Source organism: Acidovorax sp. GW101-11A03, assembly GCF_059424825.1.
Map to the genome: position 1 here is coordinate 146,975 of NZ_JBWKZU010000001.1, position 25,602 is coordinate 172,576.

General features: G+C 66.9%; 29 protein-coding genes. 15 read left to right on the forward strand and 14 right to left on the reverse strand.

What is annotated here, in order from left to right; genetic code table 11:
• Positions 1-16: 16 nt before the first annotated feature.
• Genes AC07Z7_RS00635 through AC07Z7_RS00645 form a run of 3 tightly spaced genes read right to left on the reverse strand, consistent with a single transcriptional unit; the run spans position 17 to position 2,794 of the window.
• The gene (locus AC07Z7_RS00635; protein WP_494764968.1) at positions 17-1,054 is read right to left on the reverse strand and encodes a branched-chain amino acid ABC transporter permease; all 1,038 of its coding nucleotides are present in this window, start codon (positions 1,052-1,054) and stop codon (positions 17-19) included.
• 10 nt (positions 1,055-1,064) lie between these two features.
• Entirely contained in the window at positions 1,065-1,955 is an 891-nt protein-coding gene (locus AC07Z7_RS00640) for a branched-chain amino acid ABC transporter permease (RefSeq protein WP_252660039.1), read from the reverse strand.
• Positions 1,952-2,794 (reverse strand): ABC transporter ATP-binding protein, encoded by an 843-nt coding sequence (locus tag AC07Z7_RS00645; RefSeq protein ID WP_252660040.1) that lies wholly within the window; start codon positions 2,792-2,794, stop codon positions 1,952-1,954. Before AC07Z7_RS00645 ends, AC07Z7_RS00640 begins: the two co-directional genes overlap by 4 nt.
• A 156-nt stretch (positions 2,795-2,950) precedes the next feature.
• Here AC07Z7_RS00645 and AC07Z7_RS00650 point away from each other — a divergent pair, with 156 nt between their 5' ends.
• Positions 2,951-3,790 (forward strand): TetR/AcrR family transcriptional regulator, encoded by an 840-nt coding sequence (locus tag AC07Z7_RS00650; protein ID WP_494764969.1) that lies wholly within the window; start codon positions 2,951-2,953, stop codon positions 3,788-3,790.
• 66 nt (positions 3,791-3,856) lie between these two features.
• Here the strand turns inward: AC07Z7_RS00650 and cueR are convergent, their stop codons facing one another.
• The gene (gene cueR, locus AC07Z7_RS00655) at positions 3,857-4,372 is read right to left on the reverse strand and encodes a Cu(I)-responsive transcriptional regulator (RefSeq protein WP_494764970.1); all 516 of its coding nucleotides are present in this window, start codon (positions 4,370-4,372) and stop codon (positions 3,857-3,859) included.
• A 37-nt stretch (positions 4,373-4,409) separates the two neighbouring features.
• The gene (locus AC07Z7_RS00660; protein WP_494764971.1) at positions 4,410-4,613 is read right to left on the reverse strand and encodes a heavy-metal-associated domain-containing protein; all 204 of its coding nucleotides are present in this window, start codon (positions 4,611-4,613) and stop codon (positions 4,410-4,412) included.
• A 167-nt stretch (positions 4,614-4,780) separates the two neighbouring features.
• On the opposite strand from AC07Z7_RS00660, the gene AC07Z7_RS00665 reads away from it, so the two are divergent.
• The 3 genes from AC07Z7_RS00665 (at position 4,781) to AC07Z7_RS00675 (ending at position 9,585) form a co-directional block, all read left to right on the forward strand.
• On the forward strand, positions 4,781-7,033 hold the full coding sequence (locus AC07Z7_RS00665) for a heavy metal translocating P-type ATPase (protein ID WP_494764972.1): 2,253 nt from the start codon (positions 4,781-4,783) through the stop codon (positions 7,031-7,033).
• Positions 7,034-7,151: 118 nt separating this feature from the next.
• Positions 7,152-8,822, forward strand: a complete 1,671-nt coding sequence (locus AC07Z7_RS00670; protein ID WP_494764973.1) for a methyl-accepting chemotaxis protein — start codon at positions 7,152-7,154, stop codon at positions 8,820-8,822.
• Positions 8,823-9,006: 184 nt separating this feature from the next.
• A complete protein-coding gene (locus AC07Z7_RS00675; RefSeq protein WP_094289938.1) occupies positions 9,007-9,585 on the forward strand; it encodes a hemerythrin domain-containing protein in 579 nt (192 codons plus the stop codon).
• Between the two features lie 138 nt (positions 9,586-9,723).
• Here the strand turns inward: AC07Z7_RS00675 and AC07Z7_RS00680 are convergent, their stop codons facing one another.
• Positions 9,724-10,827, reverse strand: a complete 1,104-nt coding sequence (locus AC07Z7_RS00680) for an alkene reductase (protein WP_494764974.1) — start codon at positions 10,825-10,827, stop codon at positions 9,724-9,726.
• A 190-nt stretch (positions 10,828-11,017) separates the two neighbouring features.
• Here AC07Z7_RS00680 and AC07Z7_RS00685 point away from each other — a divergent pair, with 190 nt between their 5' ends.
• Positions 11,018-12,253 carry a YbfB/YjiJ family MFS transporter gene (locus tag AC07Z7_RS00685; RefSeq protein ID WP_494764975.1) on the forward strand — a complete coding sequence of 412 codons (1,236 nt, stop codon included), beginning with the start codon at positions 11,018-11,020 and terminating at the stop codon, positions 12,251-12,253.
• Between the two features lie 135 nt (positions 12,254-12,388).
• Here the strand turns inward: AC07Z7_RS00685 and gstA are convergent, their stop codons facing one another.
• The 4 genes from gstA to AC07Z7_RS00705 all read right to left on the reverse strand — a co-directional run bounded on the left by gstA (position 12,389) and on the right by AC07Z7_RS00705 (position 15,662).
• Entirely contained in the window at positions 12,389-12,997 is a 609-nt protein-coding gene (gene gstA, locus AC07Z7_RS00690; RefSeq protein ID WP_252660051.1) for a glutathione transferase GstA, read from the reverse strand.
• Positions 12,998-13,190: 193 nt separating this feature from the next.
• Positions 13,191-13,964: a class II aldolase/adducin family protein gene (locus AC07Z7_RS00695; protein ID WP_494764976.1), complete on the reverse strand. Its 774-nt coding sequence runs from the start codon at positions 13,962-13,964 to the stop codon at positions 13,191-13,193.
• A 174-nt stretch (positions 13,965-14,138) separates the two neighbouring features.
• Complete coding sequence (locus AC07Z7_RS00700) at positions 14,139-14,600, reverse strand: carboxymuconolactone decarboxylase family protein (protein WP_494764977.1); 462 nt, start codon at positions 14,598-14,600, stop codon at positions 14,139-14,141.
• 147 nt (positions 14,601-14,747) lie between these two features.
• Positions 14,748-15,662, reverse strand: coding sequence for an RNA polymerase sigma-70 factor (locus tag AC07Z7_RS00705; protein ID WP_494764978.1), 915 nt, complete (start codon positions 15,660-15,662; stop codon positions 14,748-14,750).
• 185 nt (positions 15,663-15,847) lie between these two features.
• Between AC07Z7_RS00705 and AC07Z7_RS00710 the strand changes: the two genes are divergently transcribed.
• Positions 15,848-16,264 (forward strand): DUF4087 domain-containing protein, encoded by a 417-nt coding sequence (locus tag AC07Z7_RS00710; protein WP_494764979.1) that lies wholly within the window; start codon positions 15,848-15,850, stop codon positions 16,262-16,264.
• Between the two features lie 100 nt (positions 16,265-16,364).
• Complete coding sequence (locus AC07Z7_RS00715; RefSeq protein WP_494764980.1) at positions 16,365-16,733, forward strand: VOC family protein; 369 nt, start codon at positions 16,365-16,367, stop codon at positions 16,731-16,733.
• Positions 16,734-16,770: 37 nt separating this feature from the next.
• Here AC07Z7_RS00715 and AC07Z7_RS00720 read toward each other — a convergent pair whose 3' ends face one another.
• From AC07Z7_RS00720 to AC07Z7_RS00735, 4 genes are all read right to left on the reverse strand, one after another.
• Positions 16,771-17,049, reverse strand: a complete 279-nt coding sequence (locus tag AC07Z7_RS00720) for a YkgJ family cysteine cluster protein (protein ID WP_494764981.1) — start codon at positions 17,047-17,049, stop codon at positions 16,771-16,773.
• A 79-nt stretch (positions 17,050-17,128) separates the two neighbouring features.
• Positions 17,129-17,746, reverse strand: a complete 618-nt coding sequence (locus tag AC07Z7_RS00725) for an NADPH-dependent FMN reductase (protein WP_252660062.1) — start codon at positions 17,744-17,746, stop codon at positions 17,129-17,131.
• A gap of 113 nt (positions 17,747-17,859) precedes the next feature.
• Positions 17,860-18,390, reverse strand: coding sequence for an anthrone oxygenase family protein (locus AC07Z7_RS00730; RefSeq protein ID WP_494764982.1), 531 nt, complete (start codon positions 18,388-18,390; stop codon positions 17,860-17,862).
• 56 nt (positions 18,391-18,446) lie between these two features.
• Positions 18,447-19,046, reverse strand: coding sequence for a Crp/Fnr family transcriptional regulator (locus tag AC07Z7_RS00735; protein ID WP_494764983.1), 600 nt, complete (start codon positions 19,044-19,046; stop codon positions 18,447-18,449).
• A gap of 150 nt (positions 19,047-19,196) precedes the next feature.
• On the opposite strand from AC07Z7_RS00735, the gene mnmG reads away from it, so the two are divergent.
• The 8 genes from mnmG to AC07Z7_RS00775 all read left to right on the forward strand — a co-directional run bounded on the left by mnmG (position 19,197) and on the right by AC07Z7_RS00775 (position 25,557).
• Positions 19,197-21,182: a tRNA uridine-5-carboxymethylaminomethyl(34) synthesis enzyme MnmG gene (gene mnmG, locus AC07Z7_RS00740; RefSeq protein WP_494764984.1), complete on the forward strand. Its 1,986-nt coding sequence runs from the start codon at positions 19,197-19,199 to the stop codon at positions 21,180-21,182.
• A 2-nt stretch (positions 21,183-21,184) separates the two neighbouring features.
• The gene (gene rsmG, locus AC07Z7_RS00745; protein ID WP_494765067.1) at positions 21,185-21,862 is read left to right on the forward strand and encodes a 16S rRNA (guanine(527)-N(7))-methyltransferase RsmG; all 678 of its coding nucleotides are present in this window, start codon (positions 21,185-21,187) and stop codon (positions 21,860-21,862) included.
• Positions 21,863-21,980: 118 nt separating this feature from the next.
• Positions 21,981-22,595: a LysE family transporter gene (locus tag AC07Z7_RS00750; protein WP_422848283.1), complete on the forward strand. Its 615-nt coding sequence runs from the start codon at positions 21,981-21,983 to the stop codon at positions 22,593-22,595.
• A gap of 24 nt (positions 22,596-22,619) precedes the next feature.
• Positions 22,620-23,432, forward strand: a complete 813-nt coding sequence (locus tag AC07Z7_RS00755) for a ParA family protein (protein ID WP_494764985.1) — start codon at positions 22,620-22,622, stop codon at positions 23,430-23,432.
• A gap of 34 nt (positions 23,433-23,466) precedes the next feature.
• The gene (locus AC07Z7_RS00760) at positions 23,467-24,009 is read left to right on the forward strand and encodes an RBBP9/YdeN family alpha/beta hydrolase (protein WP_494764986.1); all 543 of its coding nucleotides are present in this window, start codon (positions 23,467-23,469) and stop codon (positions 24,007-24,009) included.
• A complete protein-coding gene (locus AC07Z7_RS00765; RefSeq protein ID WP_494764987.1) occupies positions 24,006-24,275 on the forward strand; it encodes a hypothetical protein in 270 nt (89 codons plus the stop codon). Before AC07Z7_RS00760 ends, AC07Z7_RS00765 begins: the two co-directional genes overlap by 4 nt.
• A gap of 25 nt (positions 24,276-24,300) precedes the next feature.
• Complete coding sequence (locus tag AC07Z7_RS00770; RefSeq protein WP_345067576.1) at positions 24,301-24,597, forward strand: cupin domain-containing protein; 297 nt, start codon at positions 24,301-24,303, stop codon at positions 24,595-24,597.
• A gap of 42 nt (positions 24,598-24,639) precedes the next feature.
• Positions 24,640-25,557 carry a ParB/RepB/Spo0J family partition protein gene (locus tag AC07Z7_RS00775; protein WP_494764988.1) on the forward strand — a complete coding sequence of 306 codons (918 nt, stop codon included), beginning with the start codon at positions 24,640-24,642 and terminating at the stop codon, positions 25,555-25,557.
• Positions 25,558-25,602 lie beyond the last annotated feature (45 nt).

Below are 25,602 nucleotides of genomic sequence, written 5' to 3' on the forward strand. Positions count from 1 at the left end.
GTTGTCTCCTGTGGATTTAGTTGCGGAAAGGCCAGAGATGGAAGAAACGACGGACGCGCCGCCACACTTCGGCCAGGCCATGGGGCTCGAAGACGAGAAAACCGATGATGAGCAGGCCAAAGATGACCGTGCGCACGGGCGAGAGAAACACGGTGAGTTCGCTGCCGCCGGGCAGCATGTCCACCACGAGCTTGAGCAGCTCGGGCACCATGGTCATGAACACGGCGCCCAGGATGCCGCCCAGGATGGAGCCCATGCCGCCGACGATGATGGCCGCGAGGAAGAAGATAGACATGAGCAGCGGAAAGCTCTCGGGCGTGACCACGCGAAAGAAGTACGCCCACAGCCCACCTGCCACGCCCGCGTAGAACGACGACAGCCCAAACGACAGCAGCTTGTAGCGCAGCAGCGGAATGCCCAGCACCTCGGCCGAGATGTCGCGGTCGCGAATCGCGATGAAGGCTCGCCCCACGCGCGTGCGGAACAGGTTGGCCGCACCCAGCAGCATGAGGATGGTGACCGGCACGATGAGCCAGTACAGGCGGAACGAGGTGTCGAGCGCCATGCCAAACAGCTTGGCGGGCGGCACGCTCAGGCCTCCGGTGCCGCCGGTGAACTTCCAGTTGGCAAAGATAAAGTGCGCGATGAACGATGCGGCAATGGTGGCAATCGCCAGGTACAGCCCCTTCACACGCAGCGAGGGAATGCCCACCACGATGCCGCCCAGCATGGCGACCAATCCTCCGGCCAGCAGGTTGAGCACAAAAGGCGTGCCGACCTTGGTTTCGAGGATTGCCACGGTGTACGCGCCCAGGCCCATGAAGGCGGCCTGCCCCAGGCTGACCAGCCCTGTGTAACCCGTGAGGATGTTGAGGCCTGTGGCACTGGCCACATTGATGCTGACCAGGCAGGCCAGGTACAGCCAGTAGTCGCTGGCCATAAAGGGGAACAGCACCAGCAGCGCAGCACCCACGGCCAGCCACACTTTTTGCGTGCGCGAGTCGAACAGCGCCGCGTCGGCGATGTAGGTTTCCTTGAGGGTTCCGATTCGCATGGGGGCGGCCTTAGAGTCTCTCGATTTCGTGGGTGCCGAACAGGCCATACGGGCGCACCAGCAGCACCGCGACCAGCACGATGAACGTGGCCAGCAGCTTGTATTCGCCGCCCAGGTAGGCCCCGGCCAGCGCCTCTATCAGGCCGATGAGGATGCCGCCGACGAGCGCGCCCAGCACGCTGTCGAGCCCGCCCACGATGACGACGACCAGCACCGACAGCCCGAACACGCCCATGCTGGACGAGATGCCGCCAATCGAGCCAACGATGATCCCGGAGATGGCCGCCAGCATGGCGGAGGCCACCCAGGCCAGCGAGAACACACGCGGCACGTTGATGCCCACCGAATATGCGGCGGCCTGGTCGCTGGCCGTGGCGCGCAGCGCCACGCCGCCACGCCAGAAGCGGAACACCACCAGCACCGCTGCAATGAACACGATGGCAATCACGGCGCCCCAGAACACCTTGGGCGCGAGAAAGGCATCGCCCACCATGATGGGCTGCGTGGGCATGAAGTCGGGCAGGCGGCGCTGGTCGGCCGTCCAGATCATCTCGACCAGGCCCACCAGCACCGAGGCCAGGCCCACGGTGACCATGAAGACGGAGATCGGCGGCTCGCCCAGCAGCGGGCGGATCATGGTGCGCTCGATCACCGCGCCCAGCAGGCCCGTGCCCAGCACGGCGGCGGGGATGGCCAGCCACAGCGGCAGCGCAAACATCGATGCAAAGGTGAAGAACAGGTACGCACCCACCATCAGCAGCTCACCAATGGCAATGTTGACCACGTGGGTGGCCTTGTAGACCATGACGAAAGCCAGTGCGGCCAGCGCATAGAGCCCGCCACCGGCGATGCCGGTGAGGCTGATCTCAAACAGGTAGGCCCAGTCGAAGTTGCCGGTCATGCGGTGGTCACTCCCTGCAGCTTGGCACGCAGGTCGCCCACGTCGCCCGCGCCCAGGTAGGCGCGGATGACTTCGGGATTGGCCTGCACAGCGGCGGGCGTACCCTGGGCGATGACCTGGCCGAAGTTGAGCACCACTACGTGGTCCGACAGGTCCATCACCATGCCCATGTCGTGTTCGACCATGAGCACCGTCACGCCCCATTCCTCGCGCACGTCGAGAATGAAGCGCGCCATGTCTTCGGTCTCTTCGCGGTTCATGCCGGCCACGGGCTCGTCCAGCATCAGGATCTGCGGCTGCATGGCGAGGGCGCGTGCCATTTCCACGCGCTTTTGCAAGCCGTAGGGCAGGGCCGAGACGGGGGCGTGGCGGATGTGGTCGATTTCGAGAAAGTCGATGATGCGCTCCTCGATGTCGCGGCGCAGCTCGGCCTCTTCGCGGCGTGCGCGGCCCAGGTAGAACAGCGCGTCGAGCACGTTGGTTTGGAGGTGCGCGTGGCGACCGAGCTTGATGTTGTCGAGCACCGTCATGCCGCGAAATAGCGCGATGTTCTGAAAGCTGCGGCCCAGGCCCAGCTTGGCGCGTTGCGGCGCCGGGATGCGCGTGATGTCCTGCCCCTGAAAGCGGATGGACCCCTGGCTGGGCCGGTAAAAGCCCGAGATGGTGTTGAACAGCGAGGTCTTGCCCGCACCGTTGGGGCCGATGACGGCGGTGATGGAGCCGGGCTGCACGTCAAACCCCACGCCGGTCAGCGCCTTCACGCCGCCAAACGCCAGGGTCACGCCCTGCACCTGCAGCAGGGGCGTGGCAGCAGCGGGGCCGGAAGGGGTTGTCTCCATTGGCTTTCTAATACGGGTTGTCCGCAGCTTCTGAACAGAAATTTCTTGCAGACCCTGCAGAAATTTCCTACTTGTGCGTAAACTGTTTACTCGTGAGTAGATTCTGGAAGCCGCCACCCCGTTCAGCATCCGTACTTTCCCGAGGAATCGCCCCCCATGCCCCAGGCCAAAGCGGCATCGACCCGACGCAGCAGCAAAAGCAGCACGAGCAGCGGCAGCAGCCTCCAGCGCGCGGTCCCCAAGCCCTTATCCGCAGCCCCGGCCCCCGGGCCCGAAGACGCGCCCGACGCCGCTTCGCCCTGGGCTCCTGTCTCGCACCGCGAGCGACAGCGAGAAGCCAAGCGCAACGCCGTGCTGCAGGCGGCGGCCCAGCTGTTCAACGAGCGCGGCTTTCACGCCACCTCGCTCGACGACATCGCTGCGCGCCTGAACGTGACCAAGCCCACGCTGTACTACTACGTGAAGAACAAGGACGAGATCCTGTTGCAGTGCGTGGGCAAGGGGCTGGCGATGATGCTCGAAGGCATCGACGCATCCCGCGCCGCAGGCGGCAAGGCCATCGACCAGCTCATGACCTGCATGCAGGTGTATGCGCGCATCGTCACCATGGACTTCGGCATGTGCCTGATCCGCGTGGGCGACGAGCAGGTGCCCCCCGAAAGCCGCAAAGAGCTGCGCCGCCTCAAATCCGCCATCGACCAGGAGTTCCGCCGCCTGGTGGCCGAAGGCGTGGCCGAGGGCTCGATCCAGCCATGCGATCCCAAGATTACGGCCTTTGTGATTGCGGGTGCGCTGAGCTGGATCGGCCGCTGGTACCAGCCCGGCGGCGAGTACACAGCCGAGCAGGTGGCGCAGCAGTGCATTGCGACTTTGTGTGACGGTGTGCTGCGGCGGCCTGTCCAGGCTGCTGTGCCGGAGGTGGTGCCTGTCCCTGCCGCCCAGCGCAAGGTGGGGGGTGCCAAGGCCAAGATCCCGGCGCGGTCCGGCAAGGCCTGATGCTTCCCAGGGGCTAGTATCTCAAGGTTTTTTGGCCTCTTCCACTCGATGGCTATGCCTTTGTAGCTATTTGTTTGATAGCGTCTTGCGCGGCGCCGTGCTGCGGGGCTCGCTGTGCCCCGCCGCCAGGTCGTCCAGGATGGGGCAGTCCGGCCGGTCGTTGCCTTTGCAGCAGGAGACCAGCGTTTGCAGGCTGCGCTGCATGGCCTGCATCTGGGCGATGCGTTCGCTCAGGTCGTCGATGTGTTGCTGCGCGATGCGCTTGACCTGGCTGCTGGCGCGGCTGCGGTCGTGCCACAGGCCCAGCAGCTCGGCGATTTCTTCCATCGAGAAGCCCAGGTCGCGGCTGCGGCGGATGAAGTGCAGGGCGTGCACATCGGCCTCGGTGTACTGGCGGTAGCCGCTGTCGGTGCGCGCCACGCCGCTGATGAGGCCCAGCGATTCGTAGTGCCGCACCATGCGTGCCGAGATGCCAGCGCGCCGGGCGGCGACGCCAATGGGCACGGGCCAGGTGGTGGCGCGGGGCGTTGCGGCCTTGGTGCGCGGGGCCCGTGCTGTATCTGGGGACTGGGGCGTGGTCATGGTGTGGCCCTCGCTGGGGTGTGTGGTGGCGGGGCGCTCAGGCCGCGACGGTGTAGCCTTCTTCGGCAATGGCGGCGGCCAGGGCTTCGCGGGGGGCGGTGCTGTCCACGTCTACCTTGCCGCTGGCGCGGTCAATGCGCACCTGGGCTTCGGGATCTATCTGCTGCACGGCCTGGGTGACGGCGCGTTCGCAGTGGCCGCAGGTCATGCCTTGAACTTGGAAAGTAGTGGTGGTTGTCATGGGGTGTCCTCGGGTTGGTTTTCAAGAGGGCCGTTAAAGCGACCGAAGTGAATGTTGAAGCTTGACATCGTGGCAGAGTCAAACGCCGTTCAAGACACTCATGATGTGAGGGTTGATCAATATCAATGCTTGACCTTGCCATCACGTCAAGGATCAGCATCCCGGCCATGAACACTCCAACTCTCCATTCCTCAGAGGCAGTCCATTCGCTGGACCTCGGTATCTCCGGCATGACCTGCGCAAGCTGCGTGGGCCGCGTGGAGCGTGCGCTGCGCAAGGTGCAGGGCGTGCAGGAGGCCTCGGTCAATCTGGCGACCGAGTCTGCGCGCATTGCCTTTGTCACGCAGGTGGGCGCTGATGCTGCCGCCATGGAGGCGGTGCTGCGCCGCGCGGTGCGCAACGCGGGCTACGAGCCGCGTGCGGTGGGGCAGGAGGACGCACCCGAGGACTTGTCGCCCTGGGCGGGCTTCATGCCCGTGGGCATTGGCCTGCTGCTGTCGGTGCCGCTGGTGCTGCCGATGATCGGCGACCTGTTTGGCCAGCACTGGATGCTGCCCGCCTGGGTGCAGTTCATGCTGGCCACGCCTGTGCAGTTCATCCTGGGGGCGCGGTTTTACAAGGCGGGGTGGCATGCGGCCAAGGCGTTGAGCGGCAACATGGATTTGCTGGTGGCACTGGGCACCAGCGCGGGCTGGGGCCTGTCGATGTGGCTGTGGCTCACGGCGCCCACGGACCATCCGGGGCATGTGCCGCACCTGTACTTCGAGGCCTCGGCCGTGGTGGTCACGCTGGTGCTGCTGGGCAAGTGGCTGGAGGCGCGCGCCAAGCGCCAGACCACGGCGGCCATCCGTGCGCTGCATGCGCTGCGGCCGGATGTGGTGCATTTGCTCACCAAGCAGGGCGAGGTGGATGTGCCGGTGGCCGAGGTGCTGGTGGGCGACCAGCTGGTGGTGCGGCCGGGTGAGCGCATTCCCGTGGATGGCCGGGTGTATGAGGGCCATACGCAGGTGGATGAATCCATGCTGACCGGCGAGCCGCTGCCCGTGGCGCGTGATGTGGGCGCGGCCCTGACGGGCGGCTCGATCAACGGCGATGGTCGCATCGTGATGGCGGTGACGGCCGTGGGCGCCGAGACGGTACTGGCCCAGATCATCCGGCTGATGGAAGATGCCCAGGCCGCCAAGGCGCCCATCCAGCGGCTGGTGGACCAGGTGTCGGCCATTTTTGTGCCGGTGGTGCTGGTGGTGGCGCTGGTGACCCTGGCGGGCTGGCTGGCCATGGGCGCAGGGCTGGAGGCGGCGCTGATCCACGCCGTGGCCGTGATGGTGATCGCCTGCCCCTGTGCGCTGGGGCTGGCCACGCCCGCGGCCATCATGGCGGGCACGGGCGTGGCGGCCAAACACGGCATCCTGATCAAGGACGTGCAGGCGCTGGAGCTGGCGCACAAGGTGGACACGGTGGCCTTTGACAAGACCGGCACGCTGACCGTGGGCCAGCCCCGGCTCACGGCGTTTGAGGTGGTGCCTGGCCTGGACGACGCTGCGGTGATGGCGGCTGTGGCGGCGGTGCAAAGTGGCAGCGAGCACCCGCTGGCGCGCGCGGTGGTGGCGGCTGCGGGCGAGCGGCAGATCCACGTGGCCACCGCGCAGGACGTGCGCGCTGTGCCGGGGCGTGGCACCGAGGGCGAGGTGGACGGCCAGAGCTACCTGGTGGGCAGCCTGCGCTGGATGCAGGAGCTGGGGGTGGGCCTGGGCTCGCTGTCTGACCGCGCGGAGGCGTTGCAACGCGAAGGCGCCACGGTGTCCGCCGTGGCCCAGCGTGTGACTGAGGGATTGGCATTGTGCGCGGTCATGGCCTTTGGCGACGAACCCAAGCCGGGCGCGCGTGATGCGTTGGCGGCACTGAAGGCGCGTGGCATCCGCACGGTGATGGTGTCGGGCGACAACCGGGGCGCGGCCGAGGCCATGGCGCGCAGACTGGGCTTGGACCCGGCGGCGGACGAGGTGATGGCCGAGGTGCTGCCGGGGGACAAGGCGGCCAAGGTGGCTGCGTTGCAACAGGGGAGCGACGGCAAGCGCCATCATGTTGCGATGGTGGGCGACGGCGTTAACGATGCCCCGGCATTGGCTGCAGCGGATGTGGGCATGGCCATGGGCAACGGAACCGATGTGGCCATGCATGCAGCGGGCATCACGCTGATGCGTGGCGATCCGATGCTGGTGGCGGCGGCGCTGGATATTTCGCACCGTACGGTGATGAAGATCCGCCAGAACCTGTTCTGGGCCTTTGCATACAACGTGGCGGGCATTCCGCTGGCGGCGCTGGGGTATCTGAACCCGGTGGTGGCAGGGGCGGCCATGGCGCTCAGCTCGGTCAGTGTCATGGCGAATGCCCTCTTACTCAAGCGGTGGCGCATGTGATAAATACGTACAGCACGGTCATCGATGTCTGGCAAACTGCAACGTTTTGTTGCATATCCGTGGCCTCGGGGGAGGTGCGGCGACCGCATTGGCATAGCTATATCAAGGACGACAGATCATGAATCTCTTCTCGCTCATGCGGCAGTTCACCATACGTTTGCGCATGCTGGGCGCCATTGGCGTGGTTCTGGGGCTGCTGGGGCTGCTGGGGGGCGCGGGCATGCTGGGCATGTTCCGCATCCATGACATGAGCCAGAACTTCATGGACAACTCGTTCGCCAAGGTGAGCAACATGGCCGAGCTGCGCGGCGAGATGGGCGCCATCCGCCAGTATGAGAAGGACATGATCATTGGCTACGAGAAGCCCGAAGCCGTGAAGGCCGCCCACACCAAGTGGCTGGCCAGCCACGACAAGGCCAAGAAGATTGCGGGCAAGTTCCTGGAAGGGGGCGAGGATGCCGACAACGTGGTGGTGCGCAACATCATCACCAAACTCGACAGCTACAAGGACTTGTTTGCCCATGTGGCGCGCCAGCTCGAAGCCAGCGGCTACGACACGGCCACCATTGCCAACCGCATGAGCGGCAAGGCCGTGGCCGAGTTCGATCAGGCGGACAAGCTGATGCTGGAGCTGGACACGGTGTTGCGCAACGAGGTCACGCAATCCGTGGCACAGCAGGGTGAGGTGTCCAACCAGACCAAGTGGCTGTTTGTGCTGGCCGTGCTGATCACGGTGGTGGTGGTGGTGCCTACCACGCTGATGAACATGAACTCCATCTGCAAGCCCCTGGAAGAAGCGCGCAAGATGGCGCAGGCGATTGCAGGGGGCGACCTCTCGCAGCACATTGCGGCCGAGGGTAAGGACGAAGTGGCCGACCTGCAGCGCGCACTGCGCGAGATGCAGCAGGGCCTGGGCGCGCTGGTGGCGCAGGTGCGCGATGCCAGCGGCAACATCGCCACGGCCAGCCAGGAGATCGCCACGGGCAACCAGGACCTGTCGCTGCGCACCGAACAGACAGCCAGCAACGCGCAGGAGGCCGTGGCCTCGCTGTCGCAGCTGACCTCCACCGTGCAACAAACCGCATCGTCGTCGCAGATGGCCAACCAGCTGGCAGCATCGGCCTCGCAGATCGCCACACACGGCGGCGGTGTGGTGCAGCAGGCCGTGGCCAGCATGCATGAAATCTCGGCATCGAGCCGCAAGATCGGCGACATCATCGGCCTGATCGACTCCATTGCTTTCCAGACCAACATCCTGGCGCTGAACGCGGCCGTGGAGGCCGCCCGCGCAGGCGAGCAGGGCCGGGGCTTTGCCGTGGTGGCCAGCGAGGTGCGCAGCCTGGCGCAGCGCAGTGCCGCAGCGGCCAGCGACATCAAGGGCCTGATCCAGAGCAGCGTGACGGCGGTGGATGGCGGCGTGCGCCATGTGGAAGAAGCGGGCACGGCCATGAAGGACATCGTGAGCAGCGTGCAGCGCGTGGGCGACATCATTGGGGAGATCACGGCGGCTGCGTCCGAGCAGTCGGCCGGCATCGGCCAGGTGAACAGCTCGGTGGGCGAGATCGACCGCATGACGCAGCAGAACGCCGCGCTGGTGGAAGAGTCTGCCGCCGCCGCCGAGTCGCTGCGTGAGCAGGCCGCGCGCCTGTCGCAGGTGGTGCAGCAGTTCCGCCTGGCCGAGGCCATGGGGCATGGCCAGCACCACGCCTCCCGCAGCGTGGCCGCGCCGTACCAGGAAGAGCCCCAGGCACTGGCGGCGGGCCCTGCCCAGGCCCGGCTGACGCGCTGAGTCTGCCCACCCATCCCCCTGGCGCCCTGTGCGCCCAAGGCCCCGCAGGCTTGGCTTGCGGGGCCTTTGTTTTGGGCGGGTTGCGCCGCGCCGCCATGCACCGGGTTTGTTGACCTGCGTCATGGGTGCGGCCACCCTGCCGTGGCACCCTTGGCTTCCCGTTGTTTATCCTGGAGCGCGCGCCATGCCATCGATCAGCCTGCGAACCATTCGCGAAGAGCATGCGTCGCTGTCGGCCATGCTCCACTCCCTGCGCCTGATGCTGGACCAGGGCCCGGGCGACGAGCCCGCCGCGTTTTTTGATGTGATGCGGGCGATGCTGTTCTACATCGACGAGTTTCCCGAGCGACAGCACCACCCCAAGGAATCGCAGTGGCTGTTCCCCCGGGTGGCCGAGCGCTCGCCCCAGGCCGCCGAAGCCATTGCGCAGCTGGAGCGCGAACACGCGGGCGGCGAGGCGGCCGTGCGTGAACTGCAGCATCTGCTGCTGGGCTGGGAACTGATGGGCGATGCGCGGCGTGAGGTGTTTGCCCAGGCGCTGCAGAAGTACGTCCGCTTCTACCTGGACCACATGCGGCTGGAAGAATCCGTGGTGTTGCCTGCGGCCCAGGAATGCCTGCAGCCGGGCGACTGGGTGGCCATCGACGCGGCCTTTGCCAGCAACACCAACCCGCTGGCCCCCGGCAAGCCGCGCGATGCGGCGTATGACAGGCTGTTTACCCGCATCGTGATGCGGGCTCCCAGTCCGATAGGGTTGGGGTGAGTTGACTGCGCACGCCGCCAATGCAAAACCGTTCACGCTGAGCTTGTCGAAGCGCTGCGCGAGGCTTCGACTGGCTCAGCCCGAACGGTCGGGAAGGGCGGAGCGCGAGGGCACATGGCTGCGCCCCGCGACGCGATCTCAGGCGCTCAGCGCCGGATAGTCCGTATACCCCTCGGCCCCACCACCGTACAGCGTGGCCCGGTTCACCTCGTTGAGCGGTGCGTTGGCGTGCAGGCGCGCCACCAGGTCGGGGTTGGCGATGAAGGGGCGGCCAAAGGCCACGATGTCGGCGCCGTGGGCCAGGGCGGTGTCGGCCAGCTCGCGGGTGTAGGCGTTGTTGACCATCCACGCACCCTGGCCGCCCGCTGCGCGGTAGGCGGCCTTGAGGGCAGCGTAGTCAAACGGGCGGCCTTCCACTTCGCGCGGGCCGCCGGTGGCGCCTTCGATGAGGTGGAGATAAGACAGGCCCAGGGGACCGAGCTGGCGCACCACGTAGTCGAACAGCGGTTGCGGGTCGGCATCGACGATGTCGTTGGCGGGCGTGACGGGCGAGAGGCGGATGCCGGTGCGGCCGCCGCCGATTTCTTCGGTGATGGCGCGGGTCACTTCCAGCAGCAGGCGGGCGCGGTTCTCGATGCTGCCGCCATAGGCGTCGGTGCGCTGGTTGGCGCCGGTCTTGAGGAACTGGTCGATGAGGTAGCCGTTGGCGGCGTGGATCTCGACGCCGTCAAAACCCGCCTCGATGGCGGCGCGGGCTGCGCGGCGGTAGTCGGCCACGATGCCGGGGATCTCGGTCAGCTCCAGCGCGCGGGGCATGGAGGTGGGCGTGAAGGTGGGCACGCCGTCCTTGATGAGCACGGTCTTGGTGTTGGCCTGGATGGCCGAGGGCGCCACGGGTGCAGCGTTGCCGGGCTGCAGGTCGGTGTGCGAGACGCGGCCCACATGCCACAGCTGCACCACGATCTTGCCGCCTGCGGCGTGCACGGAGGATGTCACCTTCTTCCAGCCCGCGATCTGCTCGGGCGCATACAGGCCGGGCACGTCGGCATAGCCCTGGCCCTGGTGGCTGATGGCCGTGGCCTCTGAAATGATCAGGCCCGCACTGGCGCGCTGGGTGTAGTAGGTGGCGACCAGGTCGGTGGGGATGGCGTTGGGCGAACGGTTGCGCGTGAGCGGCGCCATGGCGATGCGGTTGGCCAATTGCAGGTCACCGGCTTGGACGGGGTCAGACAGAAAAGGCATGGGTCGAGGCTTTCGGAAAAAGGGTTGCAGACCAACGATGGAACGGGCGCAAGCGTAATGCTGCAGCGCAAAATCTGCAGCGCACATGCGTCAACAAGGCTTCTGTTTTTGTGATAGCCGCACGGCCAGGTTGGCGTGCCGGGCGCAGGCCCCGGCACGCTCTGCCGGGCTGCGGCAGAATCAAAACGCCATGCCCACACGCCCCGCCTCCGTTGACGTTTCGCCTGTCTCCACCGCGCCCCTTCCCGCCCTGTGGCTGGCCGTGGCGCTGTCCATGGGGGCGGCGATTTCGCTGGGCATTACGCGCTTTTCCTATGCCTTGCTGCTGCCGCCCATGCGCGAGGACCTGGGCTGGTCGTACACCCTGGCCGGGGGCATGAACACGGCCAATGCGCTGGGCTACCTGCTGGGCGCGCTGGCCACGCCGCTGCTGCTGCGGCGGGTGGCGCCGGGCCGGGTGCTGCTGGTGGGGGCGGTGCTGGCCTCGGTGTTCATGGGGCTCAGCGGGTTTTTTACCGCCGCGCCCTGGCTGCTGCTGCAGCGCCTGCTGGCGGGGGTGGCCAGTGCGCTCGTTTTCATCGCCGGGGGGCTGCTGGCCGCGCGGCTGGGCGCGCACGAGCCGGGGCGCAGCGGCCTGCTGCTGGGGCTGTACTACGGGGGCACGGGCTGGGGCATCAGCCTGTCGGCGCTGCTGGTGCCGGGCGTGCTGGCGGCAGCGGGGCCCGTGCCGCACCCCTGGGCATGGGCCTGGTGGGCGCTGGCGCTGGCCTGTGCAGCGGCCACGGCGGTGTTGTGGTGGCCCGCGCAGGCGCTGCAGGTGCTGGCGCCGCCACCGGTCAGCCCCACGGCATTCAACATCACGCCGCCGCCCGCCAGGCTGCGCTGGCGGGCCCTGGCCCCTGCGCTGCTGGGCTACGGGCTGTTTGGCGTGGGCTACATCGGTTACATGACCTTTGTGGTGGCGCTGCTGCGCGAGCAGGGCGCCAGCGGGGGGGCGATCACGGCCTTTTATGCGCTGCTGGGTCTGGCCGTGGTGCTGTCGTCGCGCATCTGGGCCGGGCTGCTGGACCGCAGCCGGGGCGGCGAGGCGCTGGCGCGGCTCAATGCGCTGCTGGGCCTGGCCACGGTGCTGCCTGCCGTCACGGGCGCCTGGCTGGTGGTGCTGGCCTCGGGGCTGCTGTTTGGCGGGGTATTTTTGTCGGTGGTGGCATCCACCACCGCGCTGGTGCGCCACAACCTGCCGCAGGCGTTGTGGGCCAGCGGCATCAGCGCGTTCACCATCGTGTTTGCGGCCGGGCAGATCGTGGGGCCCACGGTGGTGGGCTGGATCGCCGATGGGCCCGGAGGCCTGGCGCGCGGGCTGGTGTTCTCGGCCTGCGCGCTGTGGGTGGGGGCGTTGGTAGCGTGGCGGCAGAAGCCGTTGTAGCGCATCTGAAGTTTTGGCCGCGTGGAGCTACGCGCTCCCAATCGATACTGGCGCGGCCCAGGCCAGGAGCGGCGAGCAAGGGCCGCCCCACAGTGAGGGCGGGGGGAAGACGCGCAGCGCCTCAGGAGGGTGTCCCTATTTCAGCAGCCCTTCGGCCTTCATGGCCGCCTGTACTGCGGGGCGGGCACCCACGCGTTCGCGGTAGGCCGCCAGGTTCGCCAGGCCGGAGATGTCCAGGTTGGTCGGCTTGGCCCAGTTGGTCACGGTGAACAGGTAGCCGTCGGCCACCGTGAACTGGTCGCCCATCAGGTACTGCTTGCCAGCGAGCTGGCCATCCACCCACTGCAGGCGCTGCAGCAGCCGCTCGCGCACCAGGGGCTTGTAGTCGTCGGGCGTGGCGGGGTTGAACAGGGGGCTGAAGCCCTTGTGCAGCTCGGTGCCGATGAAGGTCAGCCACTCTTGCAGGCGGTAGCGCGCCAGGGTGCCGTTGGCGGGGGCCAGCTGCTTGTCGGGCACCTGGTCGGCGATGTACTGCACGATGGCCGGACCTTCGCGCAGGCGCTCGCCGCTGTCCAGCTCCAGCAGGGGCACATAGCCCAGCGGGTTGATGGTGTAGTAGTCGGTGCCGTCCTGCAGCTTGTGGCTCTTGGTGCTGGCCAGCACGGGGGTGTAGGCCAGGCCGGCCTCTTGCAGGGCGATGTGGGGGGAGAGGGAGCAGGCGCCGGGGGAGTAGTACAGCTTCATGGATCGGTCCTTGAAAACAGTCGGGAATCGCTGATCCTATGCGCTGCGCAGCTTTCTTGCTGGCCGCCTACGCTGCACAGGCCGCCGGAGGCGGAAACTGGCACGGCCCAAGTCAGTGCCGCCATGCAAGGGCCGCCCCGCCGCACGGGCGGCGTCCCCCTGGGGGGAGGGCGCCGAAGGCGACACAGGGGGGTTAGGTGTCGTAGCCTGGCATTTCGCGCTGCACCTTGCGCAGCAGCGCAGGCCAGGCAAACGCGCCGCCCAGGCCGCCGGTCTGCACGCGCATGGCCTGGGCCACGCCGCTCACGATCTGGGGATTCACGTTCGTCAGTGCGCCGCCGGCCTGGGCGTCGATCTGGATGCGGCAGGTGTTCTCGAAGGTGTACATCGACAGGAAGGCGTCGGCAATCGTCTTGCCCACCGTCAGCAGCCCGTGGTTGCGCAGCATGAGGAAGTTGGCGTCGCCCAGGTCGGCCTGCAGGCGCGGCTTTTCCTCGTCGCGGAAGGCCACGCCCTCGTACTCGTGGTAGGCCAGCGAGCCCAGCACGAAGGTGCTTTGCTGGCTGATGGGCAACACGCCGCATTGCTGCGCGCTCACGGCCACGCCCGCGCGCGTGTGGGTGTGCAGCACGCAGCCCGCCTCGGGCCGCGCCTCGTGCACGGCGCTGTGGATCACAAAGCCCGCCGGGTTCACGGGGAAGGGCGAGTCGTGCAGCTTGTTGCACGCCATGTCCACCTTGATGAGGCTTGACGCCGTGATCTCGTCGAACATCAGGCCATAGGGGTTGATGAGGAAATGGTGCTCGCCCGGGCCCGATACCGACTCGGGCAGCTTGGCGCTGATGTGGGTGAAGACCAGGTCGCTCCAGCCGTACAGCGCCACGAGCCGGTAGCAGGCGGCCAGGTCGCAGCGCAGCTGCCATTCTTCGGGGCTGACGCTGTCTTGCAGCGAGGGGATGGTGAGCATGGGGTGGTGTCTCCGCTGTAGTGGGTTTCGGGAGGCACCACTGTAGGCCGCCCGCGCGCGTGTGACTGTCAGCCAGGCTACACAGGCGGGGTGTGGCCTTGGATAAGATGTGCTATAAAAAAAATAGCTATCGAGGCAATGCGGTCGAGCGGTAACGGCCTTTTTTGCTTGAAGTTACACCGCCGGTGTCTCCGGAATCGGCGCGCGCATGCCCGCGTTGATCAAGTTCCAGCCGTTGATGACCGCAATGGCGAAACCCAGGTCGGAGATCTCCGCATCGCTGAACACGGCCCGCAGTTGGGCGAACTCTTCATCGCTTGCATCGCTGTGGGGCGTGGCGGTGATGATCTCGGCCCAGCGCAGCGCGGCGCGCTCGCGCTCGCTGAAAAACGGCGCCTCGCGCCAGCCCGCCACCGCGTTCAGGTGGCGCGGCTCCATGCCGTCCTTCACCAGCACATGCCAGTGCATGTCCATGCAGTAGGCGCAGCCGTTGATCTGCGAGACGCGCAAAAACACCAGCTCGGTCAGGCGCAGGCCCAGCGGGCCCTTCTTGATGGTTTCGGACAGGCTCACAAGGCCCATGAAGGCCTTGGACGACAGCTGGTGGTAGGGGAGGCGGGCGGTGTGCTGGGACATGGAAAACTCCTGAAGGGGTGGAAAGAAAACAAACTGCTCTGGAAGAAGCCGCACTGAACGGGTTGCTGCTGCCTTCCATACCCTTCAAGACGGTGCGCGGTGCGTGGTTGTGACAGATTGGCCCGCAAAACCGTCGCTTCTTTGGCCTCAGCGTTGGTCCAGCACCGCCGGCACCCCCACCAGCTTGTCCGGGTTGCGCACCGCATAGATCGCCACGATCCGCTCGCCGTCCGTCACCAACGCCTGGGCCGACTCGATGCGGCCGTTCACATAGCGCAGCAGCCCGGGCTCGCCGTTGATGAGCGCCATGCGGTAGGCCACCTGCGTGCCCAGGCGGCGGAACAGCGCCCAGTACAGGTTGGCAATGCGGAACGGCCCCACCAGCGGCTTGGGGAACGAAGGCACCTTGCCTCCGCCGTCGCCGATGAGCTGCGCGTCCTCACTCAGCAGGGCCTCGATGGCGTTGCGGTCGCCGCTGTGGGCGGCTTGCATGAAGCGCTGCAGCAGCTGGTGGTGCACGTTGCGTGGCACCTCGAAACGCGTGCGCGCCTGCTGGACGCGCTCGCTCGCGCGGTGCACCATCTGGCGGCAGGCGGCCTCGGTCTTGCCCAGCTGGGCGGCGATCTCGGGGTAGTCGTAGTCGAACACCTGGCGCAGCAAAAACGCCGCGCGTTCCTCGGGCCCCAGGCGCTCCAGCACGTACAAGAAGGCCACCGACAGCTCGCCTGCCAGCTCGGCAGCGGCCTCGGGCGTGTGGTGGTGCTGCGCGTCACCGGTGCCGGGGTCGTGCAGTTGCACCAGCGGCTCGGGCAGCCACCAGCCCACATAGGCCTCACGCTCGGCCTTGAGCGCGCGCAGCCGGTCGATGGACAGCCGCGTGACCACCGTCACCAGCCAGGCCTCGGCAGACTGCAGCGCGGTGGGGTCCTGGCGGCTCCAGCGCAGCCAGGCGTCCTGCAGCACATCCTCGGCATCGGCGCGCACGCCCAGCATGCGGTAGGCAATGCCGAACAGGCGCGGCCGCAGGCTGGTGAAGGGGTCGGCGGGGGCAGAAAGCGTCATGGCAGTGGAGCGGGGGGAGGTAGAGTGTGCGCCCAAAGCACCAAATCGGGCGGGGCCTGGGCATAGACGCGCGGGGCCGCCGCTGTGTGACACCAGAGTATCAAGCGCTTCTGTTTTGATAGCTATCAGGGCATGATGGATGCGCCGAAGAGCCCATTTTTCTTCCAATCCAGAGAGGACCACCCATGCCACCCATCCCCACCCCGCTGCGGCGCCACGCCCGCCCTCTGGCGCTGGGCGCCACGCTGCTGGCTTGCGCCGTGGCCGCCATGGCCCAAAACACTGCTGTGCCATCGACCAACCGCGCTGCCCCGCTCGAAAACCGCTGCGGCTGGTTCCACAACCCCACCCCCGGCAATGCCACCCTGACCGACCGCGACGGCGAGTGGGTGATCTCCATCCAAGGCGGCGCCAGCGCCGAAGGCGACTGGCCCGTGTTCACCGACGCGCAATGGAAAAAGACCAACGGCCACTATGGCCACGGCTGCGCCTGCATGAAGGTGGTGGTGGACCGCAGCGAGCAGCGGGTACTGCGCATTGCGTCGGCCACGGCCAAGCCGCTGAAGGCGTGCCGGGAGGATCGGGCGTTGCCGAGGCCGTGAATCGGCGCAGGCACAGGTTTGGTGACGGTCTTGTTTGCTGCTCGAAGCTGGGTCAACATCGGCAGGTTTTCTTTTCTTCCACCCATCCCAGGAGCCACCCATGCCCCACGTCCTGAACTGGTTCGAGATTCCCGTGACCGACTTTGCCCGCGCCAAGGCCTTCTATGAGACGGTGCTGGGCATCAGCATTGCGCCCATGGCCATGGGCCCGACCATGATGGGCATGTTGTCCACCGACCCCGAGGCCGTGGGCGGTGCCATTGTGCAGGGCGAGGGCGGCGTGCCGTCGCAGAACGGGACCATGGTGTACCTGAACGGCGGCGATGACCTGGCCCCCCTGCTGGCGCGTGTGGCGCAGGCCGGTGGCCAGGTGGTGGTGCCCAAGACGGAGATTGGTAGTGACTTCGGGTTCTTTGCCCACTTTGTGGACACCGAGGGCAACAAGGTAGGTCTGCACTCGATGAAGTAGCGGTCACCTGGTCAGGCGGTAAGAGGAGGAAGACCGGCTATGCCACCGGTTCGCCCACACTTCCCGGTTGAGTCAGTCGCTCCAGCCGCGTCAGATACACCAGCGCTTGCTCGTTGCTGGCGCCGCACATTTCAGTGGAAGGCATCAACCCGCCGCACACTGCCGGCCGCTCGGGTTGCCCAAAAATGAGGCAGCGCGCATCCTCCCCCAGCTGGATGCAGCGCACCCCCGCCGGTTTACCCTGGGGCATGCCCGGGATGGGCGAGCTGATGGAAGGGGCGGTGCAGCAGGCGCCGCAGCCGGGGCGGCAGTCCATGGGTGTTTGCTCTTGTTTGTATAGCTATCGAGGCATACGGGGTGCGCGCAAGGGCTTATTTTGACTCTTGTTTTTATGCTCACTGGCCTGTGGCCGCCTCAGCATTCAGCCGGGCCGATGCCCACAGCACCTGGTCCACCACGGCGCGCACGCGGTCGCGGTGGGTTTGCTGGATGAGGGCGCCGCTGTCGTCAAAGGCGCTGCCCGCCGAGCCCAGCGCAAATGCCTTGGGTGCGAGCCAGCATTCGGCATTGATCAGCAGGGGCGCCAGGTGGCTTTGCGAGCGCAGGCCGCCCAGGGCGCCGGGCGAGGCGCTGAGCATGCCCACGACCTTGCCGCGAAAGCTCTTGCCGCCGTCTTGCCAGTCGGGGTTGCCCTTGACCGGGCTGGAGGCCCAGTCGATGGTGTTTTTGAGCAGGGCGGTGTAGCTGCCGTTGTATTCGGGAGAGCAGATCACCCAGGCCGGGTGCTGCCACAGGATTTCCTTGAGGCGGATCACGTCGGCGGGTGTGCCCTGGGCTTCGAGGTCGGCGTTGTACAGCGGGATGTCGAAGTCGGACAGCTCCAGCAGCGTGACGCTGGCACCCGCATCGCGCGCGATGGCGGCGGTGGCATGGGCTAGCTTGCGGTTGAAGGATTGCTGGCGCGTGCTGCCGGCAAAGACGAGGAGGGAGGAGGGGGTGGTGGTGTTGGGCATGGTGCCTGCGATTGAATCACAGGCGGGCGGCAGGAATCCTGCATGCGGGGAGCGCGTTGCGGTTTTTTGGCTCGGTGCTGTGCGGGGGATGACGGCGGCCAGCGTTGACCACGTCAGCCCGGCATGCGGCGACCGGCCAGGCGCCCCACCAGCGTGCCCAGCGCCGCGGCAAAACACCCCAGGCTGAGCCACGCCCGCCACAGGTTGGCGGCATTCCACTGGTCGCGCACGCGGCTCCAGTCGGCGGGCAGGGCCTGGGGGTTCCAGGCTTCGGTGGTGTAGTTCAGGGGCAGGTTGACCTGCTGGGTAAAGAACACAATGCCCAGCAGATAGGCCACGCCGACCAGGGCCAGCAGGCGCCACCACAGCGCGCGGTGTTCACGCCAGGCCGTGCCTATGGCGAGCGCACACCACAAGGGCGGGCCAAAGAACAGACCAAAGAACAGGGCGTGCCGCACGTTGCGGTTGAAGGCGGACTGCACGGTGGCGTAGGTGGCGCCGTCCATCTGCAGCAGGGCCAGGTTGACGTTGGCGCTGTAGGTGCCGAAGAACCCGGCCATGAGGCCGAGCCAGAGCACAGCGAGTGTGTGGGGGATCAGAGCGAGCGGGGCGGGCGTGGGTTGGGCACGTAGGGCAGTTGTCATGGGCGCGGGCATTTGGTGAGATGCCCGCAGTCTGCCGATGAGCCGCCCCCAGCGCCTTATCCTTTGATAAGCCCCATCTCACTGCGCAGGCGCGATAGCGACACATCGGTCACGCCCAGATAGGACGCGAGATGCCTGAGTGCGATGCGTTCGGCCCAGGCCGGGTGTTGCTCCAGCAAGCGGGTGTAGCGCTGGCGGGCGCTGAGCTGAAGGAACTCCTGTTCGCGCTGCATCTTGTGGTCGAGCAGTGCGCCCAGTACCCGGTGCTCCAGGGCGGCCCATGCAGCCCAGTTGGCTGACGGCAGTGGCGTGTGTGGGTCGGCGGGCAAGGGCAGGGCCCACACCACACTGTCTTCCAATGGTTCCACGTGAAACATCACCGGTTGCTGGCGCAGTGAGGGGGTGATGGGCCAGCACAGGGCGCTGTCCAAAAAGAAGTTCTTGTTGGACTCTGCGCCATCGCGGTCCAGGTAGTACAGCCGCAGCGCGCCGCGCTCCACCCACCACAGGTGCCGCCAGTGTTCGCCCGCCCGCAGCAGGGGCTGGCCACGCTCCAGCACGCGCCGCTCGGCGTGTGCCCACCAGGCCTCTATGGCTGGGGGCGGGGCACCAAGCAACTCGGTCAGGAAGAGGGTGAGGGGGCTGGAAACAGACACGGCCTGCGCAAAGTGGGAAAATCGCGGGTTGCCTGCTGGGGCGCCAAGTGCGCCCGCCACCAGCAGGGCCGGTATGCGGCGCCTTTGACAGGGTGCCCGCGTGCACCGGGTGTTTTGATTATCGGGCCCGCCAGGCCCCGGAGTGTCCCCATGTTGTATCCCCAGGAATTTGATGTGATCGTTGTCGGCGGTGGCCATGCAGGCACCGAGGCCGCGCTGGCCGCTGCGCGCATGGGCAGCAAAACGCTGCTGCTGACCCACAACATCGAGACCCTGGGGCAGATGAGCTGCAACCCCAGCATCGGTGGCATCGGCAAGGGCCACCTGGTCAAAGAAGTGGATGCGCTCGGCGGCGCCATGGCGCTGGCCACGGACGAGGGCGGCATCCAGTTCCGCATCCTCAACAGCTCCAAAGGCCCTGCGGTGCGTGCTACGCGGGCGCAGGCCGACCGCATTCTGTACAAGGCCGCTATCCGCCGCATGCTGGAGAACCAGCCCAACCTCTGGCTGTTCCAGCAGGCGGTGGACGACCTGATGGTGGAGGGCGACCGCGTGGTGGGTGCCGTGACGCAGGTGGGCATCCGTTTCCGCAGCCGCACCGTGGTGCTGACGGCGGGCACCTTTCTGGACGGCAAGATCCATGTGGGCCTGAACAACTACGCGGCGGGCCGGGCAGGGGACCCACCGGCGGTGTCGCTGTCGGCGCGCCTCAAGGAGCTGAAGCTGCCCCAAGGGCGCCTGAAGACCGGCACGCCACCGCGCATTGATGGACGCAGCATCGACTTCTCAAGGTGCACCGAACAACCCGGGGACGGCATGCCCGGCGGCGTGAACGAGGGCACGGTGCCCGTGTTCAGCTTCATGGGCCATGCGGCCATGCACCCCCAGCAGGTGCCTTGCTGGATCACCCATACCAACGAGCGCACGCACGAGATCATCCGCAGCGGCTTTGACCGCAGCCCCATGTTCACCGGCAAGATCGAGGGCGTGGGTCCGCGCTACTGCCCGAGTGTGGAGGACAAGATCAACCGCTTTGCGGACAAGGACAGCCACCAGATCTTTCTGGAGCCCGAAGGCCTGACCACGCACGAGTTCTACCCCAACGGCATTTCCACCAGCCTGCCGTTCGACATCCAGTACGACCTGGTGCGCAGCATGCCGGGGCTGGAGAACGCGCACATCCTGCGCCCCGGTTACGCCATCGAATACGACTACTTCGACCCCCGCTCGCTCAAGAGCAGCTTCGAGACGCGGCAAATCCAGGGCCTGTTCTTTGCCGGGCAGATCAATGGCACCACCGGTTATGAAGAGGCGGCCGCGCAGGGCCTGTTCGCCGGCATCAACGCCGCATTGCAGTGCCGGGGCGATGCGCCCTGGCTGCCCGGCCGGGACGAGGCTTACCTGGGCGTGCTGGTGGATGACCTCATCACCAAGGGTGTGACCGAGCCTTACCGCATGTTCACCAGCCGGGCCGAGTTCCGCCTGCAGCTGCGCGAAGACAACGCGGACATGCGCCTGACGGAAGTGGGGCGCCAGATGGGCCTGGTGGACGACGCGCGCTGGGATGCGTTCAGTCGCAAACGTGATGCGGTTTCACGTGAAACAGAGCGCCTGAAAGCCACCTGGGTGAACCCGCGCAACCTGCCCGCCGCCGAATCCGAGCGCGTGCTGGGCAAGAGCATTGAGCACGAGTACAACCTGTTTGAACTGCTGCGCCGCCCCGATGTGAGCTACGCCAACCTGATGTCGATGGACGGCGGCAAGTACGCAACCGCCGATGTTTCACGTGAAACCCTGGGCGACCTGAGCGAACCAGTGGTGGAGCAGGTGGAGATTGCCGCCAAGTACGCGGGCTACATCAACCGCCAGAAGGATGAAGTGGAGCGCGCCGCACACTTCGAGAAGCTGCGCCTGCCGCCCGACCTGGACTACATGCAGGTCACGGCCCTGAGCATCGAGGCGCGCCAGGTGCTCAACCGCCACCGGCCCGAGACCCTGGGCCATGCCTCGCGCATCACGGGCATCACGCCCGCGTCGATTTCGCTGCTGATGGTGCATTTGAAGAAGGGCGGGTTCAAGGAGTTCGCCGTGGCACCGGCAACGCCCACCAAGGCAGAAGGCGAAGTGGCGGCATGACGATGGTGGCGAACAGCAACAACGACAGCCTGCGCCAGCAACTCCAAGCCGGGGCCGATGCCCTGGCGCTGGGCTTGAGCGATGCGCAGGTCGGGCTGTTGATGGACTTCCTGGCGCTGCTGCAGAAGTGGAACAAGGTCTACAACCTGACCGCCGTGCGCGACCCGCAGGAGATGATGACGCACCACCTGCTGGACAGCCTGGCCGCCGTGGCGCCGCTGCGGCGGCATGTGGCAGGCCTGCAGCAGGGCGGGGTGGCTGCGGTGAAGCTGCTGGATGTCGGATCGGGCGGCGGCCTGCCCGGTGTGGTGTTTGCCATCTGCTGCCCCGACGTGGATGTGAGCTGCGTGGACACCGTGGGCAAGAAGGCCGCGTTCATCCAGCAGGCAGCGGTGGCGCTCAAGCTGCGCAACCTGCACGGCGTGCATGCGCGGGTCGAGACGCTGACCACGCCCTTTGACCTCATCAGCTGCCGCGCGTTTGCCTCGTTGCCGGACTTTGTGACCTGGTCGCGCAGCGCACTGGCCGCGCCCCACGGGGTGTGGCTGGCCATGAAGGGCAAACACCCGGAGGACGAAATTGCCGCGCTGCCTGCAGATGTGGCGGTGTTTCACGTGGAACAGCTCGCGGTGCCGGGCCTGGATGCCGAGCGTTGCATCGTCTGGATGAAGCCCGCCTGATCACCCGGACCACCGGACTGCCGACTTTTCGGCAGCCGAAGCAGGGGGCTCGCGTAAACTCGGCTGCTCACCCGGGTGCATCTTTTGACCGCACCCTCCCCGCGCACCAGGAGAAACCATGTTCGGCATCGCAGACTACGGCGCCTTTGTCGCCGCCATCGTGTTGTTTCTGCTCATCCCAGGCCCTGGCAATCTGGCGCTTATCACCTCTACCAGCAAGGGCGGCATCCGGGGTGGTTTGGCCGCCACCATGGGCGTGATTGCGGGCGACCAGGTGCTGATGTGGGCGGCGGTGGCTGGGGTGGCCACGCTGCTGGCCACTTACCCGGCGGCCTTCAACGCCGTGCAGTGGCTGGGCGCGGCCTACCTCGCGTGGCTGGGTTTCAAGATGGTCACGGCCAAGCCGGGCGCCCAGCCCATCCTGAACATCGAGCCGCGCCACTACTTCAAGCAGGCCGGGCTCATCACCTTGCTCAACCCCAAGGCCATCGTGTTCTACATGGCGTTCTTCCCGCTGTTTGTCGATCCTGCGCGCCACCAGGGCATGCTGACCTTTGGCGTGATGGCGGCCACCGTGGCGGCATTGACGTTTCTCTATGGCCTGGTCGCCGTGCTGCTCACGCACCACCTGGCCGAGCGCATGCGCGCCAACCCGCGCATCGGCCGCGTGCTGGAAAAGATCGCGGGCGTCTTCCTGATCGGCTTTGGCATCAAGCTGGCCATCTCCAAATAACACCACACGAACTGCAGCACCCACATGGCCAAGATCTTTTGCGTTGCCAATCAAAAGGGTGGGGTGGGCAAGACCACCACCACCGTCAACCTCGCCGCCGGCCTGGCCAAGATCGGCCAGCGCGTGCTGATGGTGGACCTGGACCCGCAGGGCAACGCCACCATGGGCTCGGGCGTGGACAAGCGCAGCCTCGACCTCACGGTGTACGACGTGCTGCTCGAATCCGCCTCGGTCAAAGAGGCGGCCGTGCTGTCGGACAAATGTGGCTACTGGGTGCTGGGCGCCAACCGCGAACTGGCGGGCGCCGAGGTGGAGCTGGTGACGCTGGAGCACCGCGAAAAGCGCCTCAAGGCCGCGCTGGCCGAGGCGGATACTGACTTCGACTTCGTGCTCATCGACTGCCCTCCGTCGCTGTCGATGCTCACCCTCAACGGCCTGTGCAGCGCCCACGGCGTGATCGTGCCCATGCAGTGCGAATACTTTGCGCTCGAAGGGCTCACCGATCTGGTCAACACCATCAAGCAGGTGCATGCCAACCTGAATGCCGACCTGCAGATCATCGGCCTGCTGCGCGTGATGTTCGACCCGCGCATCACGCTGCAGCAGCAGGTGAGCGACCAGCTCAAGGGCCACTTTGGCGACAAGGTGTTCAACAGCGTGATCCCGCGCAACGTGCGCCTGGCCGAGGCGCCCAGCTACGGGCTGCCCGGTGTGGTGTTTGACCCGTTGGCCAAGGGCAGCCAGGCGTTTGTCGAGTTTGCCGAGGAGATGGTCGCGCGCGTCAAAACCATGCCGGCGGCAACGGCTTCCATGGCAAAAATGGCTGCTGGCGCCTGATAGGAAAGCGCTGATAGCTATCAAATTGATAGTAATGAAGCCCGCCACCATCCTGCTGCTGCCCGGCTGGCAGAACTCTGGCCCCGACCACTGGCAAAGCCGCTGGGAGGCCCAGCACGGCGACCAGCGCGTGGAGCAGCACGACTGGATGCGCCCGCTGCGCGGCGACTGGTCTGCGCGCCTGGAAGAAACCGTGGCCGATGCCGATGGCCCCGTGGTGCTGGCGGCGCACAGCCTGGGCTGCATCCTCACCGCCTGGTGGGCGGCGCACACCCGCCATGCGGCCAAGGTGCGCGGCGCGCTGCTGGTGGCGCCGGGCGATGTGGAGCGGCCCGACCTGGCGGCGCAGATCCACGGCTGGGCGCCCATTGCGAGCCAGCCCCTGCCGTTCCCGGCCGTGCTGGTGGGCAGCCGCAACGACCCGTACTGCAGCTTCGAGCGCGCCGAAAGTCTGGCCCAGGCCTGGGGCGCGCGGTTTGTGGACTATGGCGAGCGGGGGCACATCAATGCCGAATCCGGGCTGGGCAACTGGGACGAGGGGCGGGGCTGGCTGATGCAGCTCGCCACCCCGGCATGAGCCGCTGGGCTTTTTGGCGCAAGCGCCCGCCAGTGACGGCGGGCGATGCTGTCCCTCCACCTCGGCGGGTCACGGCTGACTTCTACTGGCTTGGCGACGCCTTGCAGCTGGTGCTGGCCTGGCTGCTGCCCAGCGGGGCGGTGGTGGTGGGCGCGCTCGGGCAGTTCATGCTGGCCCTGGTGCTGCTCACAGTGGCTTTCGGTGTGTGGCTGCGTCTGTGGCGCAGCCGAAAAAAGCGCCGTGCCATGGGCCGTGCGCCGCGTTGAAAACCCCCTGTACCGCTTCGCATCCATGTCCAAAATCGCTCTCGCCGCCATCGCCGACCAACTGCCCCGCGCCTGGAACTCCACGGTGGTGGGCCAGGCCGCAGGCGCCAACCTCAAGGTGCTGCGCATGGACGACGCGGCCTACCCCGACGAATCGCACGACTTTGACGAGGCGCTGCTGGTGCTGGACGGCTGCATGCGCCTCGCCCTGCAAGGCCAGGTCACCGAGGTGCACGCGGGCGAGGTGTTCATCGTGCCTGCAGGCGTGCCCCACGCCGTGGCGCCCGGCAGCCACGGCACGCTGGTCATCATCGACCGCTGAAGATTTCCCTCTCCCCATTCCTTTTCGAGAAGAAGACATCGCATGGTCACCAAAAAACCCAAGGGCCTCGGCCGAGGCCTCGAAGCCCTGCTGGGCCCCAAGGTCGAAGACAAAGTGGAACAGGCCCAGGCCGCCGAGGCGGGCCTGCCCAGCAGCCTGCCACTGAGCGAACTGGTGCCCGGCGTGTACCAGCCGCGCACGCGCATGGACGAGGGCGCGCTGTACGAGCTGGCCGAGTCCATCAAGGTCCAGGGCGTCATGCAGCCCATCCTGGTGCGGCGCCTCACGGGGGGTGAACACGCGGGCAAGTACGAAATCATTGCGGGCGAGCGGCGCTTTCGGGCCTCCCGCCTGGCGGGCCTGGCCGAGGTGCCGGTGCTGGTGCGCGATGTGCCGGACGAGTCGGCCGCCGCCATGGCGCTCATCGAAAACATCCAGCGCGAAGACCTGAACCCGCTGGAAGAAGCCCAGGGCCTGCAGCGCCTGGTGCGCGAATTCGGCCTCACGCACGAGCTGGCCGCGCAGGCCGTGGGCCGCTCGCGCAGCGCCGCCAGCAACCTGCTGCGCCTCTTGAACCTGGCCGAGCCGGTGCAGACCATGCTCATGGCGGGCGACATCGACATGGGCCACGCGCGTGCGCTGCTGGCGCTGGACCGCGCCGCGCAGATCACGGCGGGCAACCAGATCGCGGCCAAGAAGCTGTCGGTGCGCGAGGCCGAGGCGCTGGTGAAAAAGCTCAGCGCCGAGTTCAGCCTGGTGCCGCAAAAGCCCAAGAAGGAAAAGTCGCGCGACCTGAGGCGGGTGGAAGAAGAACTCTCGGACCTGCTCATGGCCGAGGTCGAGGTGCGCGTCAAAAAACGCGTCAAGCGCCATGGCCGCGTAGAAGACATGGGCGAGCTGGCGATCCAGTTCGGGTCGCTGGAGGCCCTGAACGGGCTGATCGACCGCCTGCGCGGCTGATCCACCGCCGGGGGCGGGGCGCGGTGCTGTCGCCGCGCAAACATG